Source organism: Maribellus comscasis (genome assembly GCF_009762775.1).
In the GTDB taxonomy this organism is placed as follows: domain Bacteria; phylum Bacteroidota; class Bacteroidia; order Bacteroidales; family Prolixibacteraceae; genus Draconibacterium; species Draconibacterium comscasis.
Window position 1 is genome coordinate 1,823,518 of sequence record NZ_CP046401.1, and the last position, 17,638, is coordinate 1,841,155.

11 protein-coding genes are annotated in these 17,638 nt (G+C 39.8%); 10 read left to right on the forward strand and 1 reads right to left on the reverse strand.

The features are described from left to right. Positions 1-49 precede the first annotated feature (49 nt). The 9 genes from GM418_RS07530 (at position 50) to GM418_RS07570 (ending at position 14,431) form a co-directional block, all read left to right on the forward strand. A complete protein-coding gene (locus tag GM418_RS07530) occupies positions 50-3,514 on the forward strand; it encodes a SusC/RagA family TonB-linked outer membrane protein (protein WP_158864718.1) in 3,465 nt (1,154 codons plus the stop codon). Between the two features lie 27 nt (positions 3,515-3,541). After that, positions 3,542-5,053, forward strand: coding sequence for a RagB/SusD family nutrient uptake outer membrane protein (locus tag GM418_RS07535; protein WP_158864720.1), 1,512 nt, complete (start codon positions 3,542-3,544; stop codon positions 5,051-5,053). 112 nt (positions 5,054-5,165) lie between these two features. Then, complete coding sequence (locus GM418_RS07540; protein WP_158864722.1) at positions 5,166-6,785, forward strand: sulfatase family protein; 1,620 nt, start codon at positions 5,166-5,168, stop codon at positions 6,783-6,785. A 146-nt stretch (positions 6,786-6,931) separates the two neighbouring features. Continuing rightward, positions 6,932-8,554, forward strand: coding sequence for a sulfatase family protein (locus GM418_RS07545; RefSeq protein ID WP_158864724.1), 1,623 nt, complete (start codon positions 6,932-6,934; stop codon positions 8,552-8,554). 28 nt (positions 8,555-8,582) lie between these two features. Then, on the forward strand, positions 8,583-10,100 hold the full coding sequence (locus GM418_RS07550) for a sulfatase (protein ID WP_158864726.1): 1,518 nt from the start codon (positions 8,583-8,585) through the stop codon (positions 10,098-10,100). 1 nt (position 10,101) lies between these two features. Further along, complete coding sequence (locus tag GM418_RS07555) at positions 10,102-11,706, forward strand: sulfatase family protein (RefSeq protein WP_158864728.1); 1,605 nt, start codon at positions 10,102-10,104, stop codon at positions 11,704-11,706. Positions 11,707-11,808: 102 nt separating this feature from the next. Beyond that, positions 11,809-12,438 carry an ankyrin repeat domain-containing protein gene (locus GM418_RS07560; RefSeq protein WP_158864730.1) on the forward strand — a complete coding sequence of 210 codons (630 nt, stop codon included), beginning with the start codon at positions 11,809-11,811 and terminating at the stop codon, positions 12,436-12,438. 262 nt (positions 12,439-12,700) lie between these two features. Continuing rightward, positions 12,701-12,943, forward strand: coding sequence for a hypothetical protein (locus GM418_RS07565; protein ID WP_158864732.1), 243 nt, complete (start codon positions 12,701-12,703; stop codon positions 12,941-12,943). Between the two features lie 228 nt (positions 12,944-13,171). Next, positions 13,172-14,431 (forward strand): uroporphyrinogen decarboxylase family protein, encoded by a 1,260-nt coding sequence (locus GM418_RS07570; RefSeq protein WP_158864735.1) that lies wholly within the window; start codon positions 13,172-13,174, stop codon positions 14,429-14,431. 182 nt (positions 14,432-14,613) lie between these two features. Here GM418_RS07570 and GM418_RS07575 read toward each other — a convergent pair whose 3' ends face one another. Beyond that, positions 14,614-15,996: a T9SS type A sorting domain-containing protein gene (locus GM418_RS07575; protein ID WP_158864737.1), complete on the reverse strand. Its 1,383-nt coding sequence runs from the start codon at positions 15,994-15,996 to the stop codon at positions 14,614-14,616. Positions 15,997-16,253: 257 nt separating this feature from the next. Between GM418_RS07575 and GM418_RS07580 the strand changes: the two genes are divergently transcribed. Then, on the forward strand, positions 16,254-17,630 hold the full coding sequence (locus tag GM418_RS07580) for an alpha-L-fucosidase (protein ID WP_158864739.1): 1,377 nt from the start codon (positions 16,254-16,256) through the stop codon (positions 17,628-17,630). Positions 17,631-17,638 lie beyond the last annotated feature (8 nt).

Here is a 17,638-nt window from a genome sequence, read left to right on the forward strand (position 1 = left end):
TCTTAAGAATTTTGATTTAACACAAGTAATTAAACCAAAAAGCAAAATTATGAAAAAAATTCGGTTATGCCCGGGTAACATGCCCGTGGCATATAAAATGCTAATGAAAATGAAACTAACAGTCTTTCTAATTCTAATCACATTTTTAGGCAGTATCGCTTCAGAAAGCTATTCGCAGTCAACGAGGCTAACCTTAAATATAAGGAATTCAACCGTGAAAGAAATTCTAGGCCAGATTGAAGATCAAAGTGAATTTCGTTTTTTTTACAGCGATAGAGTGGATGTTGACAGAGTCACGTCAATCTCCCAAAAAAATAAAAGAATCTTCGAGATTCTGGATGAATTATTTGACAATACCGGAGTCACCTACGAAGTAAGAGGCCGGCAAATAGCGCTTTCCAAAGACGAAGAGATCACTAATTTTTCTTTTCTGCAGAGTCGCCAACAGCCAAATACCGTCACAGGTACCGTGACAGACGAGAATGGAGAACCGCTCCCCGGTGTAACTGTAATGATTAAAGGTACAATGCAGGGTACGATAACCAATATTGATGGAAATTACACACTGCAAAGTATTCCAGCAGAAGGGGTTCTGGTATTTTCGTTTGTCGGAATGAGATCACAGGAAATTGAGGTTGGTAATCAAACTTCAATTGATGTAAGCATGGTTACCGATGCAATTGGTATAGACGAAGTTGTAGCTATTGGTTATGGAGTAACAAAAAAATCGGATTTAACTGGTTCCATAACAACCGTAAAATCTGAAGATCTCGAAAATGTAAAAATGCAGTCAATAGACCAGGGACTTGTCGGAAGGGCCGCAGGTGTTCAGGTAATCAGTTCATCTGGTGTTCCGGGGTCAGCACCCGCGGTTAGAATCCGTGGAACGACTTCTCTGCAAGGTGCCAACGAACCGCTGTATGTCATTGACGGATTCCCTATTTATGCAGGCGGAGGCAGTGGCAATGCAGGTGGGCAGGCTGGATCGTCCAACATCAGCGGTATTTCCAGCATTAATCCGAATGACATCGCCAGTATCGAGATATTGAAAGATGCTTCGGCAACTGCAATATACGGTGCAAGGGCAGCAAATGGCGTAGTTCTGATAACTACAAAATCCGGATCGATCGGAAATGATAAAATCTCGTTTTCTGCAAATTATGGTTTCCAAAACATTACCCAAAAACTTGATATGATGGATGCCTATAATTATGCATTGTTACAAAATGAAGCAGTGGTGAACGATGGCGGAGCTGCCATATATTCAGATGAAGACCTGGCAGAAATTCAAAGCCATCCTGAATTGGCAACGAACTGGCAAGATGAGGTATTTGTAACGGCTCCAACGCAGGAATACAATATTGCTTTTACAGGCGGAGATAAAAAGACAAATTATGCAATAACCGGTGGATATCTTAAACAAGACGGTATTGTTAAGAACACGGATTTTGAACGTTTTACAGCACGATTAAATCTTAGCCGTCAGATGAACAATTGGTTAAAAGCAGGAACACATATCACCGCCAACAGAATTTTTTCAAATCAACAAAACACAGACGCCGGTAATGTCATCAGAGGCGCTCAGCAGTTTAATCCAATATTTCCAATTTATGAAGGAGAGGGTTATTCTTTTGTCCCGATGAACGATGGCGGATATACCGATGTTAACGACGGCATATTAATCAATAATCCGGTTGCCACTGTTAATGAAGTGCTTCGGCAAACTCAACGAAATGGTATTCTGGGCGACATTTTTGTAGAAATTAAACTTACCCCTCATTTAATAGCGAAAGTAACAGGTGGTGCCAATATATCAAACGTCAAGAATGACACCTATTTACCCATGTCAACACGTGAAGGAGTTGGAAATTCCGGAGTTGGCACAATTGCTTACAACCTTAACCAAAACTGGCTAAATGAGAATACGTTAAGCTATATTAATGATTTTGGTGAACATTCAGTAAGTGCGGTCGTTGGTGCTACTTTTCAGGAAAACTATTTTGAAGGTGTTTCAGCGTCTTCTCAAGGATATACCAACGATATTCTTCAGGAAAACAATTTAGACGGTGGCGAAGTCTACAATACACCATATTCAAGTAAAACCCGGTGGGGTTTGATATCATATCTCGGTCGTGTTAACTATTCTTATAAAAGTAAATACCTGGCTACAATAGCAGGGAGGATTGACGGGTCCTCAAGATTTGGAGCTGACAACAAATACGCTTTCTTTCCTTCAGGTTCTATCGCGTGGAGAGCAAGTGAAGAGGAGTTTATCAAAAATCTGAATGTATTTTCAAATTTGAAAATTCGCGGAAGTTTTGGATACACCGGTAATCAGGAGATTGGACTGTACAACTCACTACCAACAACAGGAACCCAAACTTATACGTGGGGTGATGGTTCGCTCGCAACCGGAGTTAGTCCGAATAAAATTCCAAACCCGGGTCTGAAATGGGAAAAAACCGGGCAATTTGATTTTGGTGTTGATTTCGGCTTTTTTAACAACAGACTGGGTGTTACGGTCGACTATTATCATAAAAAAACCACTCAAATGTTGTATAGTGAGCAAGTACCTTATTCTTCCGGTTTTACTAATTTCCTTAATAATATTGGCAGCATGCAAAACAAGGGAATAGAGTTGGAAATAAGGGGTGATATTTTCACAGGAGATTTTAAATGGGATGCCAATTTTAACCTGTCTGCAAACCGGAATAAAGTACTTAGTCTTGCGGGAGTTTTGTACAAAGATGTGGGGGCAACTCAGGGCGATGTAAAAATTGACAACTGGCTCAGACGTATTTGGGTAGGAGAATCAATTGGTGCATTCTTTGGATGGCAGTTTGATGGAATTTTCCAGAATCAGGATGAAGTTGACGCACATAATCAGACCATTGGAAATGCCTGGATTGGAGGAAGAAGATATAAAGATGTATCCAGCGAAGACGATAATCCCGAGGACGGAAAATATACAGGTGCACCCGATGGAATAGTTGACAACGCTGACAGACAAATTATCGGGAATGCTCTTCCTGATTTTATTGGAGGTATGAACAACAATTTGTCATATAAGAACTTTAATCTTAATGTTTTCTTCCAATGGTCGGTAGGAAATGATATCTTCAGCTATGATAAAACGCAGCTTACATTGCCAACAGGAGGACAAAATGTATTAGCTTATATGACAGATCGCTGGACATCTTCAAATCCAAGCAATGTGTTGCCAAAAGCTACAACAAACAGACAGATTGTGATTAATGATTATTACGTGGAAGATGGATCCTACCTGAAAATTAAAAATATCCTGCTTGGTTACACATTCCCTCAATCATTGATTAGAGGTATTGACAGGCTTAATGTCTACTGTTCACTAAATAACTTTATCACTTTCACCAAATACTCAGGATATGATCCTGAAGTGAGTTACAGGGGTGCTTCAAATCTTACTATGGGAGAAGATTACAGTACATACCCTCAGTCGAAAACTGTGATGTTTGGTGTTAAAATTGATTTTTAATTTTAAAAATTGAAAAAGTATAAAATTATGAAAAAGCTGATATGTTTAATATTAATAATAATACCTGCAACCCTTTTTAATTCGTGTAGCGATTTTCTTGAGGAGAATCCCGTTGACAGGTATGTGGTAAGTAATGTATATACTGATGAAGCGGGAGCTATAGCATCAGTAACTGCAGTATACAACAGGCTGTATTCTCTATATGAAAGACTTATGTATTTGGTATTTGACTTACCCGTGGATGACGAGAAGAACGGGCAAGGTATGCCAAACCAATATCTACAAAATCTGGAATATATGAGACATACACCAAACAATACGTTTATAAGGAATTTCTGGAGGGATAGTTACAATGCAATCTACAGAGCAAACAGTGCCCTCGAACAGATTCCAAATATAGAAATGGATGAAACACTGAAAACCAGGTTGATAAATGAAGCAAAATTTCTCAGAGCATTATACTATTTCAATTTGGTGAGGGCATTTGGTGATGTCCCGCTGGCGCTTGGGACAAGTATAGAAGAAACAGTAACAGAGCGTGCCCCGGTGAGCGAAGTATATGCCCAAATTATTAATGATTTAAATGATGCAAAGGCATTACCCAAAAGCTATTCAGGATCAGATGTAGGAAGGGCAACCAGCGGAGCTGCATCAGTGCTTCTTGGTTATGTTTATGCAACGATGAAAAATTGGAGTGCAGCTGTAACAGAGTTAGGTGCTGTTGTTGATAACGAAGGTTCTTATGGATATGGACTTTGGGACGATTTAAAAGACAATTACCGGATTGCTACAGAAAATGGCAAAGAGTGTGTATTTAGTGTTCAATTTGCAGATCCTCCCTCCAATGGGAACGGCGACATGCAGCTTTCCGGTCCAAAATATACATTACAAGCCGAATATGGAATCATTGCAATACCGGGAATACAGGGATGTAATGAAGCAGATATTCCTTGTGAAGAACTTTACAGCCAATACGATGACGAAGACCAGAGAAAGTTTATAATTTTTAGCAAGGAATTTGTTAGCCCGACGAATGGGCAGACCTATTATACACAGATTCCTGTTTATCATTCGCATTGGGAAGATGGTGAGACAGTATCTGGCAATTCAGATTGTAACACCTATGTTCTTCGTTACGCAGATGCATTATTATTGTATGCAGAAGCTTTGAATGAGAACGGAGATCCCGAAAATGCTTACACCCATCTCCAGAGAGTAAGAAGCAGAGCTTATAAAAATGATTCCAAGGGTGTTTTGGAAGGAGATAAAACACAGGAAAATGTCAGAGCATGGGTGCGACAGGAACGTTGGCAAGAACTTGCCCACGAAGGGAAAAGATGGTTTGATCTGGTTCGCTGGGGAATACTAAAGGAAAGAATGACAGAACATGCGAACAACGAAGTTGCCCTTGGTGGTTACGAATCACATAAAAAACAAGAAATTATTGCAAATTTTAAAGATGCGATGAACCTTATGCCCATTCCTCAGGAAGAACTCGACGCCAACCAATTGTTGGTTCAAAATCCAGGATGGGAATAGATAGTCGATTTTTGTTTAGTTAATGTTACAGATAGCTTTCAGTTCATCTGAAAGCTATCCCTTCTTAAATATTGTATTAATTTTACGATAATCAACTTTTAAGATAGAAACTATGTACCAAAATTATCAAATCCGAATTGTCTTTTTACTGGCTATTTTCAGCGTGTTAATTATCTCCTGTTCTCCCCAACAGGAAGAAACCAGGCAGCCGCCAAATATCATTTATATCATGAGTGACGACCATGCCTACCAGGCAATCAGCGCGTATGGTTATGGTTTAAACGAAACGCCAAATATTGACAGACTGGCAAACGAAGGAGCAATTTTCACCAGGGCTTGTGTAACCAACTCCATTTGTGCCCCCAGCAGGGCGGTCATGTTAACCGGAAAACACAGCTTTGTAAATGGTAAAGTGGACAATGTTCAGCCTTTTAACTGGGATCAGCCCAATTTCCCAAAATTACTACAGGCAGCCGGGTACCAAACCGCAATGATCGGTAAAATCCATTTGGATGGCAGCCCGCAGGGATTTGATTATTCAATGGTGTTACGGGGCCAAGGCAATTATTACAATCCTGAGTTTATGGTTAACGGGAGTGGAAAATGGGAACGGATTGAAGGTTATTGCACCGACATCATTACCGACAGTTTGCTGAACTGGCTGCAACACAAAAGAGACCCAAACAAACCCTTTTGCGCTTTATACCACCAAAAAGCTCCGCACCGTAACTGGAAACCGGCTCAGGAATATCTTACGTTGTTCGACGATAAAACATTTGAGCCTCCATCCAACTACTTCGATGATTATAAAAACCGGGGAACTGCTGCAAAAGAACAGGAGATGAAAGTTGACGGTCATGCGCAATGGGGACACGATTTCAAAATGATTGTTGACCCCAATGGAGACAGCACAGGATTTATGAATCAACTAAAACGTTTCAACCAGGAACAGCTGGATGACTGGCTGGCGGCATATACTCCAAAAAATGAAGCGATGAAAGCACAAAAGCTTTCAGAGAAAGAAGTTGCACTTTGGAAATTTAACCGTTACATCAAAGATTATCTGCGCTGCATCCAATCAGTTGACGACGGTGTGGGCGAATTGCTTGATTATCTTGATAAATCAGGATTAGCTGAAAATACAATCATAGTTTACACTTCCGACCAGGGATTTTATCTTGGTGAACATGGCTGGTTTGACAAACGGTTTATGTATGAAGAATCGTTCAAAACACCACTTCTTGTAAGGTACCCGAAAGAGATTAAACCCAACACAAAAATTGCAAAGTTGGTTCAGAATCTCGACTTTGCTCCTACTTTTCTTGATTATGCAGGTGTTGAAATTCCGGAAGAAATGCAGGGAGAATCTTTCCGCAAACTGGTAAGCGGAGAAACAGATGAGTGGCGTGATGCTGTTTATTACACCTACTATGAATATCCGTCGGTTCACATGGTAAAACGCCATTACGGTGTTGCAACTGAACGTTATAAACTGATGCATTTTTACTATGATATTGACGAATGGGAAATGTATGATTTGGAAAAAGACCCGACTGAAATGCATAATATTTATGACGACCCGGCCTATGCAGACGTTCAAGAAATGATGCACGAAAAACTAACAGAATTGCGCAAATATTATGGCGACAGCGACGAGATGGATCAAAAATACCTCAAGGAATATCTCGATGTAATGGAACAAAGAAGACAAGCAAGAGAGGCACGTCAGTAACAGTAAAAGGGGTGAGTTTTTACACTGTATATGGCACAAAGCTTAAATGTATTCTTAAAACTTTTAATTTAAAAAATCACCCGGGAGAAAGAAATATAATCTAAAAAACGGTCAAATCATCCACAACAAAAATGAAAAATCACAAAATGAAGCGAAATCTATTAAAATCACTTTTCATTGTCGCAGTTATAACAGGAATTTTTGCTTGTACCTCTACTCCTCAAAAAGAGGAGCAAAAACCCAATATCATCTATATAATGAGCGACGATCACGGCTACCAGGCAATTAGCGCATACGGTTTTGGTATTAACCAAACGCCGAATATCGATCGGATCGCCGAAGGAGGGGCTATTTTCACCAGATCATGTGTCACCAATTCGCTTTGTGCACCAAGCCGGGCTGTTTTACTCACCGGAAAACACAGTTTTAAAAATGGCAAAGTAGATAATGTACAAGCCTTTAACTGGGATCAACCCAATTTTCCCAAAATACTTCAGGCCAATGGTTACCAAACAGCGATGATTGGAAAAATCCACCTGGATGGAATTCCGCAGGGGTTTGATTTTTCAATGGTACTTCCCGGACAAGGAAACTACTATAACCCTGATTTCCTTATTGAAGGCAAAAAAGTGCAAAAAAAGGGATACGTTACTGAGATTATTACAGAAACAGCCCTCGACTGGTTAAAAAATAAACGTGATCAGAATAAACCATTTTGTCTGCTGTATCATCAAAAGGCCCCCCACCGCGAATGGATGCCCGCCGAAAAATATTACAAACAATACACTAAAATGGAATTTGAAGAGCCCGCTACTCTTTTTGATGATTTTGAAGGCAGAGGAACAGCAGCAAAAGAAGCTGAAATGAATATTTTGAAACATCAGAATTGGGCCGGCGATTCAAAACTTTATCCTGAGGTAATGGACGAGCTTGGGATAGAAGAAACCTCAAACTGGGGAGTAAATGCTTTTAATAACAACACCGGAAGAATGGATGAAGTCCAAAAAGCTGCCTGGGACGCTGTGTATCAACCTATAAATGAAGAATTCAAAAAAATCTATCCGTCGATAAAATCAGACAAAAAAGAACTGATGCATTGGCGCTACGAACGTTATATGCAGGATTATTTAGCTTGTATTGCATCGGTTGACGAAGGAGTTGGAAAATTGCTCGATTATCTGGATGAAGCAGGACTGGCCGACAATACCATTGTTGTTTACACTTCCGACCAGGGTTTTTACCTCGGAGAGCATGGCTGGTTTGATAAACGTTTTATGTACAAAGAGTCTTTCAGAACACCGTTGCTCATACGATATCCCAAAGAAATTAAACCGGGAACAAAAATTAACAAGTTGGTTCAAAACCTTGACTTTGCCCCCACATTTCTTGATTATGCGGGATTGGAAACTCCCACCGAAATGCAGGGAGAGTCTTTCCGCGACCTCGTAGGTGGCAAAACAGAACAATTCCGCGATTTTGCTTATTACACCTATTATGAATACCCGTCTATTCACATGGTAAAAAGGCACTACGGCGTAGCTACCGACAGGTATAAACTCATCCACTTTTATTATGATATTGATGAATGGGAATTATACGATTTGGAAGAAGATCCAATGGAAATGAAAAATGTATACGACGATCCGGCGTATGCCGACGTTCGGGAAATGATGCACGAAAAACTCGACACTGCCAGAGAATATTACGAAGACAGCGATGCTAACGATCAAAAATATCTGAAAGCCTACCTCGATGTTCAGGCACAATGATAAAATAATAATGAATTAAAGAAGTCAAATGAGTTTATTTAGCGCTGCCATAGTAAGAATAAATTCCCTGAGCAGGTACTTATTTCTTTTGTGTTGGTTTATCCTGCCAAATTTTTCAAATGCCCAACCCAATATTTTGCTCATATTCTCCGATGATCTGAACACACGTATAGGCCCTTATATGGATGTAAACAAACACACACCAAACCTTGACCGATTGGCAAGTGAAGGCGTTATGTTTACCAGAGCTTATTGCCAGTATCCGCTTTGCGGACCGTCAAGAGCATCGATTATGAGTGGTTTATACCCGGCAAGCAACGGCGTTTTGGTAAATGACGACAAACCTGGTAGCTACAAAAAAATAAACCCGGCTTTAAAAGACCATCCGTCAATGGCTGGATTTTTCAGGGAACAGGGGTATTTCACGGCCCGCGTATCAAAAATATTTCATATGGGAGTACCCGGTGGAATTGAACGCGGAGAACCGGGAGGCGACGACCCCACCTCATGGGATTACGCTTTTAACGTGATGGGACCGGAAACCCTGAGCCCGGGTAAACTGGAGTTGCTTTCCCCAAAAAGCCTTCATTACGGAGGCAACTTTGCGCGAATGATTTTACCCGATTCACTACGTTTTTACCAAACCGACTATATCGCCGCCAACCAGGCCATTGCCATCCTCGAAAGTCGTGCGAAAAAGCCGGCTGAAGGCGCAACAAACAAAAAAAAGATAAAACCGGATGCTCCTTTTTTCCTGGCCGTTGGATTTGTAAGACCTCACGTTCCGCTTATTTCAACTGAAAGTTGTTTTGCCCATTATCCCGACGAAGAGTCGGTTCTGCCACCGGTTGTGGTTAGCGATGATGTACCGGAACAGGCACTTCGGAGACAAAACGAAAAAATCTGGGGTATGAATGAACTTCAGAAAAAGAAAACCATAAGTTCATATATGGCCAGTGTGCGGTTTATGGATCAACAGGTTGGGCGGCTTCTAAACACGATCGACCAACTGGATTTACGCAAAAACACCATCGTAATTTTCCTTTCCGATCATGGTTACAATTTAGGTGAACACGATTGCTGGTCCAAAACCAGTTTATGGGAAGGGACCGTCAGGGTACCATTGATTATTTCAGTTCCTGGAACAGAGGATAATTACAGAGGGGAGTTTCAATCCATTGTTGAACTTATTGATCTTTACCCGACATTGGTTGATCTCTGCGGATATTCAAAAGAAGCCCCTGATATTTTGCAGGGTCAAAGCCTCGCTGACGTCATAAAAAATGGCGAGCAAGCGGATAAAAAAACTGACGCATTTACGGTAACCGACCGGGGTGAATCGGGAACTTTGGTTTTTGGCGACTACAGATACACGCGTTGGGGAGCCGAAGTTGGGGAAGAAAATGAGGAATTGTATAACCACATATCAGACCCGGAAGAACATAAAAATCTGGTAAATGATGCCTCTGCAAAAAACGACCTGGAAACAATGAGAAAAAGATTTGATGCGGCAAAAGAGAAATCAACAAAATCACTAACTCAATAAAATGAAACCAACAAAATTAACCTCGATATTTCTGATAATACTGGTTTTAGTTTCTGTATTGTCAGGATGCAACTCTGACTCTGGCGAGCAGCAGAAACAAAGACCCAACATTATTTTTATCATGGCCGATGATCATGCCTACCAGGCGATAAGCGCTTATGGTGGAGATTTGGCTGAAATCGCACCAACACCTAACATCGACCGTTTGGCCGAAGCGGGTATGCGTTTTAACCACTGTCTGGTTACCAACTCCATTTGCGGACCTTCGCGTGCCACAATCCTCTCCGGAAAGTATAGCCATGAGAATGGTTTTATTGATAACACAATGGGCTCCAGGTTTGATTTTAGCCAGCAATCTTATGCCAAGGTTCTTCAAAGAGCAGGTTACAAAACTGCAGTAATCGGCAAACTCCATTTGGGAGGCACGCCTACAGGTTTTGATTATTTTGATATTCTTCCCGGGCAGGGAAGTTATTACAATCCCACATTCATCAACCAAAATGGCCAGTACAATATGGAAGGTTATACCACTGAGATTATTACTGACAAAACCATCCAATGGCTCAGCGGTGTAAAAGATTCAACAACGCCTTTTATGGTGATGATGTGGCACAAAGCCCCGCACCGGGCATGGGACCCCGGCCCCAACGAACTGGGGATGTACGAGGATGTAACTTTCCCCGAACCGGCAACGCTTTTTGACGACTATTCCGGAGACCGGGAGGCAGCAGCCCAAAACAATATGACCATTGCTCATACCATGACCCTTGAGCGGGATCTGAAAATGACAGACCAGCCACGCCGGGGCTTAAACGAAGAACAGCTAAAACACTGGAATGCAGTGTACGGGCCTATTTATGGAGAATTCAAAAAAACCAATCCAACAGGTAAAGATTTAGTGCGCTTTAAATACCAGCGCTACATGAGAGATTATCTGGCGTGTATATCAGCAGTTGATAAAAGTGTCGGTAAACTGCTGGACTATTTAAAGGAAACCGGACTGGATAAAAATACAATAGTAGTTTACAGTTCCGACCAGGGTTTTTACCTGGGTGAACACGGATGGTTTGACAAACGCTGGATGTACAGAGAATCACTCAGAACGCCATTATTAATTCGCTGGCCAGGCGTTGTAGACCCCGGAACCGTAAACAACGACCTGGTGTCCAACCTCGATTTTGGAGAAACCTTTATCGATATTGCCGGAGCTAATGTTCCCCCTGAAATGCAGGGACGAAGCATGCTGCCCATTCTAAAAGGAGAGACACCTGCTGACTGGAGAAAAGTACACTATTATCACTATTACGAACATCCGTCAGAACACAACGTAATGCGTCATTACGGGATTACCACCAACAAATATAAACTTATTCATTTCTATTATGACATCGACGACTGGGAACTTTACGATTTGGAAAAAGACCCGATGGAAATGAAAAATGTTTATGATGACCCCGCTTACGATGACATAAAGAAGGAACTTCACCAGCAGTTGGAAAAATCGAGAGAAAAATACAATGACAGTGATGTTTCAAACCAAAACTTTATAAAGGAATATAAGGAGAAAGTAAAAGAGAATCCAGGAATTGAGTACTGGAAACGATAGCTTCAAAAAAACAAATTTGAACCAAAGCCCTTCAAAGGGTAGAAAGAAAATTAATTTGATTAGTTTTGGCTAAAATATTAAAACATCAACTCTAATCTAAAAATGGCTAAAAGCAAAAATTCTGCAAATATTTTATTGATAAATACGTTTTTGATTCTGACAACTGTTGTTTTATTTGCTTGTTCCGGAGGGAAAAAAGAAAAAAACAGTCCAACCTCGCCTTCAGAAAAACAACAGCAAATAACGCAAAAGCAAACTGAATCAACACATACAATATTGCCTTCTGCAAGCAACGGTGACTTTGAAAAAGTAAAAGAATTTCTTGAAAAAGGTGCTGATGTTAATGAAAAAGATGGAGACGGTCGCACAGCGCTCATGTATGCATCTTTCAATGGCTACAAGCAGATTGTTGAAGAGCTTTTAAAATACAATGCAGATGTTAACTTAACAGATATAAACGGGCGTTCAGCATTGATGTTTGCTGCTTCAGGTCCTTTTCCTGGAACTGTAAAGATTCTCCTTGAAAAAGATGCAGAGCCTAATATTCAGGACAAAGTGGAACATTTCACGGCTTTTATGTTTTCAGCAGCCGAGGGACAACTTGAAAACATTAAAATTCTTTTGGAATATGGTGCAAATCCAAACTTAAAGGATGTTGACGGAGAAGATGCGCTGATGTTCGCTCAAAATAATGGTCACACCAAGGTAGTGGACTATTTAAAAAGTCTTTAAAATATTATGTCCATATCACAGAATGAAGAGAATTTTTTTTTGAATATCAGGATTTCTCTTCATTCCTTATAATACCTTACCAACAGAAATCCCTGCCTAAATCCCTCTTTACTATAAAATTCTTCCGATTGAAACAAAATATTCTAACGGATAATTTTAATCCTACCCCGGAAAAATTATTTTGAATAATTCTGTTTTAAATTTATCATCCGACGAAACCATTCTATTTCGTAAATTCAAACCTTAATCTAAACCTGTTCTAATGAATGTGAACTTTCGTTATCCGTTAACGATTTCATTGGTAACTGCTCCCGGAGGATTGCCTTTTGGATTTAATATCTCGGAAAACATTCCTTTTATCCTGATTTCTTTTTGTTCAAATGAATTCATAAAAGCTTGGGTGGTCAGCAGCGCAATAATCGTATATATTTTAGGTGCTTGTTACGACGAAAAACCCGGTAAAAATTTGGCAGGAAAAAATATGTTATTGATTGGACATGCGTAAATACTTGACTGTTAAGCAATAATCGACAATTTATATTTCCGGTTTTACCAGCATCTGGAAATATCTTCCTGAAACCAAAGGCCTTTCACTTGAAGAACTGGAAAAACTGATAAAAGATTCAACTAATAACATTTCATAAAACAGATTGAAAATACCGTACAATTGACGAAATTTGATATGAATTGACTTTTGAAACAGTAAACTAATTTGATTAAAACTAAACTGAATATGGACTCAAGGCAACAATTTTTAAAAACTGTAAATCATCAGCAACCCGACAGAATCGTAATTGATCTGGGCTCGACAGGGGTAACCGGTATTCATGTACAAACCATTTCTCAATTACGAAGGCACTTTGGTCTTCAGCGAAAACCCATCCGGGTAATTGAACCGTTTCAAATGCTCGGTGAGGTTGGTTGGGAACTTATCGATTCCATCGGCATCGATGTAGTTGGAGCCTGGGGTAAAAACAGCATGTTTGGCTTTTATAACCATGCCCCTTTCAAAGAATGGAAAACACCATGGGGACAACGGGTTATGGTTCCTGAGAATTTTAATGTAACAACCGATGAAAATGGAAATACACTCATGCATCCGGAAGGCGACATCTCTGTTCCCGCTTCAGCAAAGATGCCAAAATCGGGATTCTTTTTTGATGCTATCATCCGCCAGAAACCCATTGTTGAAGAGGAGTTAAATGTAGAAAATAACCTCGAAGAATTTGGATTAATAACAGACGACGAACTGGAACACTGGCGCGTTGAAGTGGACAAGGCTTATTTCTCAGGGAAAGCAGTAATTGCCAACTTTGGGGGAACTGCTCTCGGCGATATTGCCCTGGTACCCGGAATTCAACTTAAAAGCCCCAAAGGAATTCGTGACGTTGCAGAATGGTATATGAGCACCATTACACGGCCCGATTATATAAAAACCATTTTTGAAAGACAGGTTGAAATCGCAATTGAAAACCTCCGCCGTATTTTTGCAGTTGTGGGCAACAAAGTAAATGCTGTTTTTATTTGCGGAACCGATTTTGGAACCCAAACCTCAACCTTCTGTCCTCCGGAACAATTTGATGAGATGTGGCTCCCCTATTACAAAAAAATGAACAACTGGATTCATGAAAATACAGCCTGGAAAACATTTAAACATTCATGTGGCGCTGTTGAAACCTTTATGGATAGTTTTATCCGGGCTGGTTTTGATATCATTAACCCGGTTCAGATAAATGCAGCCGGGATGGATCCTAAAAAACTAAAGGAAAAATATGGCAACAATATTATTTTTTGGGGAGGCGGCGTTGACACACAAAAAATACTGCCCTTTGGAAAACCGGAGGAAGTGCGTAAACACGTACTTCAAAATTGCGAAATTTTAAACAAAAACGGAGGTTTTATTTTTAATACGGTCCACAACACGCAGGCAAATGTTCCGGCAGAAAATATTGTTGCAATGCTGGATGCAATCCGCGAATTTAACGGAAGTTAGTTTTTTCTTAAAATAGAAAAAGGAGACGGTCTCAAAAGTCTGTTTCGGCTTTATCCTGAACTTGGTTCAGGATCTTCATGATATTATTATCTATTTATTTGGATTCTCAAATAAATTCAAAAAACGACCTTAGAAACTTTTTGAGACAGTCCTTTTTTATACGAAAACCATTTAAAGAATTACTATTTAATCAGCATACTTTTCGATTCAACAAAATTATTGGACCTTAACCGGTAAAAATAAATTCCATTTTCTAATCCTTCTGCATTAAAATTAAATTTATGCTCTCCTTTCGCCATTTCTTTGTTCAACAATACCTTTAGCAACTTTCCTTCAACACTTAGTAAAGAAATACTTACCTGACTGTTTTGAGGCAGTTGGAATGGAATTATCGTATTTGACGAAACCGGATTGGGATAATTTTGTCCGAGAGAAAAAACGTTTTCGGAGTTATCAACAACAAACGCATTGGTCGCGGTTATGGTAACACTCATTGTTGTGCTGTAATCCGACATGGTTTCAGAAGTGTAGGCACTTATTCGATAGGTATATTCAACATTCACCATAACAGAAGTATCAGTGTAAGTAGCAACATTAGCCCCGGTGCTGTCGATTAGCATAAAATCACCTCCATCATCAGAACGCTCAATATAAAAACCGGTTTCGTTGTCCGAATTATCGGTCCACATCAAATCAACATCTTCAGTCCCTGCCGTTGCTGACAAATCGGAAGGAGCATCAGGCGTTTCAACAACGTTTCCACCTCCTGTTCCTTCGGTCCAGCTTGCACTGGAAATAGTAATTATTCCACTGGTTTCGTTATTATTTACAGGGGTAACAGAAACAATCTCACCGGTTTTTGATATAAATTTAATCACAGTTGAACTTGTTTCAATTCCATTACTTAAAAAAGTTGTAACTTCTACTATCCGAAGTGCATTAACTTGTTTTCCGCCCGGGAGCGTCATCACACCATAACCATCTACCTTTTGAGCAAAACTAACATCCTGCTCTATTGTGTTCGTTACATCATCACCACCGGGAATAGCAAAAGAAGTTTTTAAAGATTGTGTTCCCGAATATGTTTTTTCATCCTGATAGGTAACAGGAAACTGGTACTCTACCCACGCAGGCTCATACTTAATTACCGTCTCAACATCTCCGTTGGAGGTATTTGCCACAGAAGCCGCGCCATAGGAAATCAAATCGCCTGTAATTGAGATATAAGACCAGGTACTCACAAACACAGTATCAAAATTACCTTCGTGGAAGGAAACATATTCAGCATCCGGAAATTCGGAATCATAAGGAGAATTAGCCTTTTGTTGATTTTCACTTTCGTACTCAATAGACACAGTCAGTCCCGTAAAGTCCCATGTGTTTTGTCCCTCAGAACCAATATTGATTTGTGTCGAACTTGTATCCAAATAGGTCGTCATTTCTGTTCCTGTTTCCAACATACTTTCAAAATCAGCAGCAGTTAGTGAAATCTGAGATTGTGATTGTAAAAAAAAAGTAATACCTACAAATAGTAAAACAAATTTGATTGGAGTAAAATTTCTCATAATTATTATATTTTAAATTAGACAGCTTTTACACTTAAAAACTTCCTCTAGAAGGGGTTAAACCAGAAGGGTTCTTTTGTATTTACTAACAATAAGCAACAAAAGATGTTTAGGTGTTTCTTAAAAGATGTATATGACGGCTAATTTGAAGATTACAGACACCTTTTTTTCCTCAAACAATCAAAAATTTTATAATATTGTAGGAACATTTTCTGTAACAGAAATAACAGTATAGTTTATATACCTAAACCAATAAAATGAGAAAAATAGTTTTAATTGCAATTACCATTACAATCAGTTTAATTTCATCAGCCCAGAAATACGAAAACAACTGGCAATCGATTGACAGTCGGCCTGTTCCGCAATGGTTTGAAGATGTAAAGTTTGGCATTTTTATTCACTGGGGAGTTTATTCCGTGCCTGCCTGGGCTCCGGCTGATGCCGACATAGGTGTTTACGCCAAATATGCTGAATGGTACTGGTGGCGTAGTAATGAAAATAGCAAAGCGGGTAAACTTTTCCGCGATTACCACAATAAAACTTACGGTGAAGATTTTAAATATCAGGATTTTGCCGCCAATTTTAATGCGAAACATTTTAATCCGGAACAATGGGCAGATGTTTTTAAAAAATCGGGGGCAAAATATATCGTTCTGACTTCAAAGCATCACGAAGGTTTCACACTGTGGCCCAGCGAACAAAGCTGGAACTGGAACAGTGTTGATGTTGGCCCGCACCGCGATTTGTGCGGAGAGTTAACAAAAGCAGTTAAAGATGCCGGTCTTCACATGGGATTTTATTACTCACTTTACGAATGGTACAACCCGCTTTACAAAAGCAATTTTGAAAAATATGTAGACGACCATATGTTTCCGCAAATGAAAGATTTGGTTAACCGTTACGAACCCGACGTATTTTGGACCGACGGAGAATGGGACTACCCAAGCGAAAAATGGAAAAGCACCGATTTTCTTGCCTGGTTATATAACGAGTCTCCGGTTAAAGAAACCGTTTGTGTAAATGATCGCTGGGGAAAAGAAACCCGGGGAGTTCATGGCGGATTTTATACAACGGAGTACGATTTGGTTCACGACCAGGAGGGGGTGGGTGAAACCACTCGTCCCTGGGAAGAGTGCCGTGGAATAGGAACTTCTTTTGGTTATAACCAGGTGGAAGATTTGGATAATTACATGACTTCAGATGCATTAATTGATCTACTGGTTGAAAAAGTTGCAGGAGGAGGAAACCTTTTACTTGATATCGGGCCAACAGCTGACGGAAGAATACCGGTAATTCAGCAACAAAGACTGCTGGATATCGGGAAATGGCTCGACATAAACGGAGAAGCCATTTACGGAACACGAAAATGGGATGGCGCCGAAAAAAATACCGGGGAAAATATTTACTTTACACAAAAAGAAAATGATTTGTATGTTATTTGTACAAAATTCCCAGAAAAAACCGTTACAATAGAAGGAATCAATAAAACAGGGAATGTAATAATGTTGGGAGCTGAAGGAAATATAAAAACAAAAAAATCAGGAAATAAACTTATTATCTCTTTACCCGATATTACACCCTTAAATAATCCAAGCGAATATGCATGGGTTTTCAAAATCGAAAATATTTTATAATCAAATAA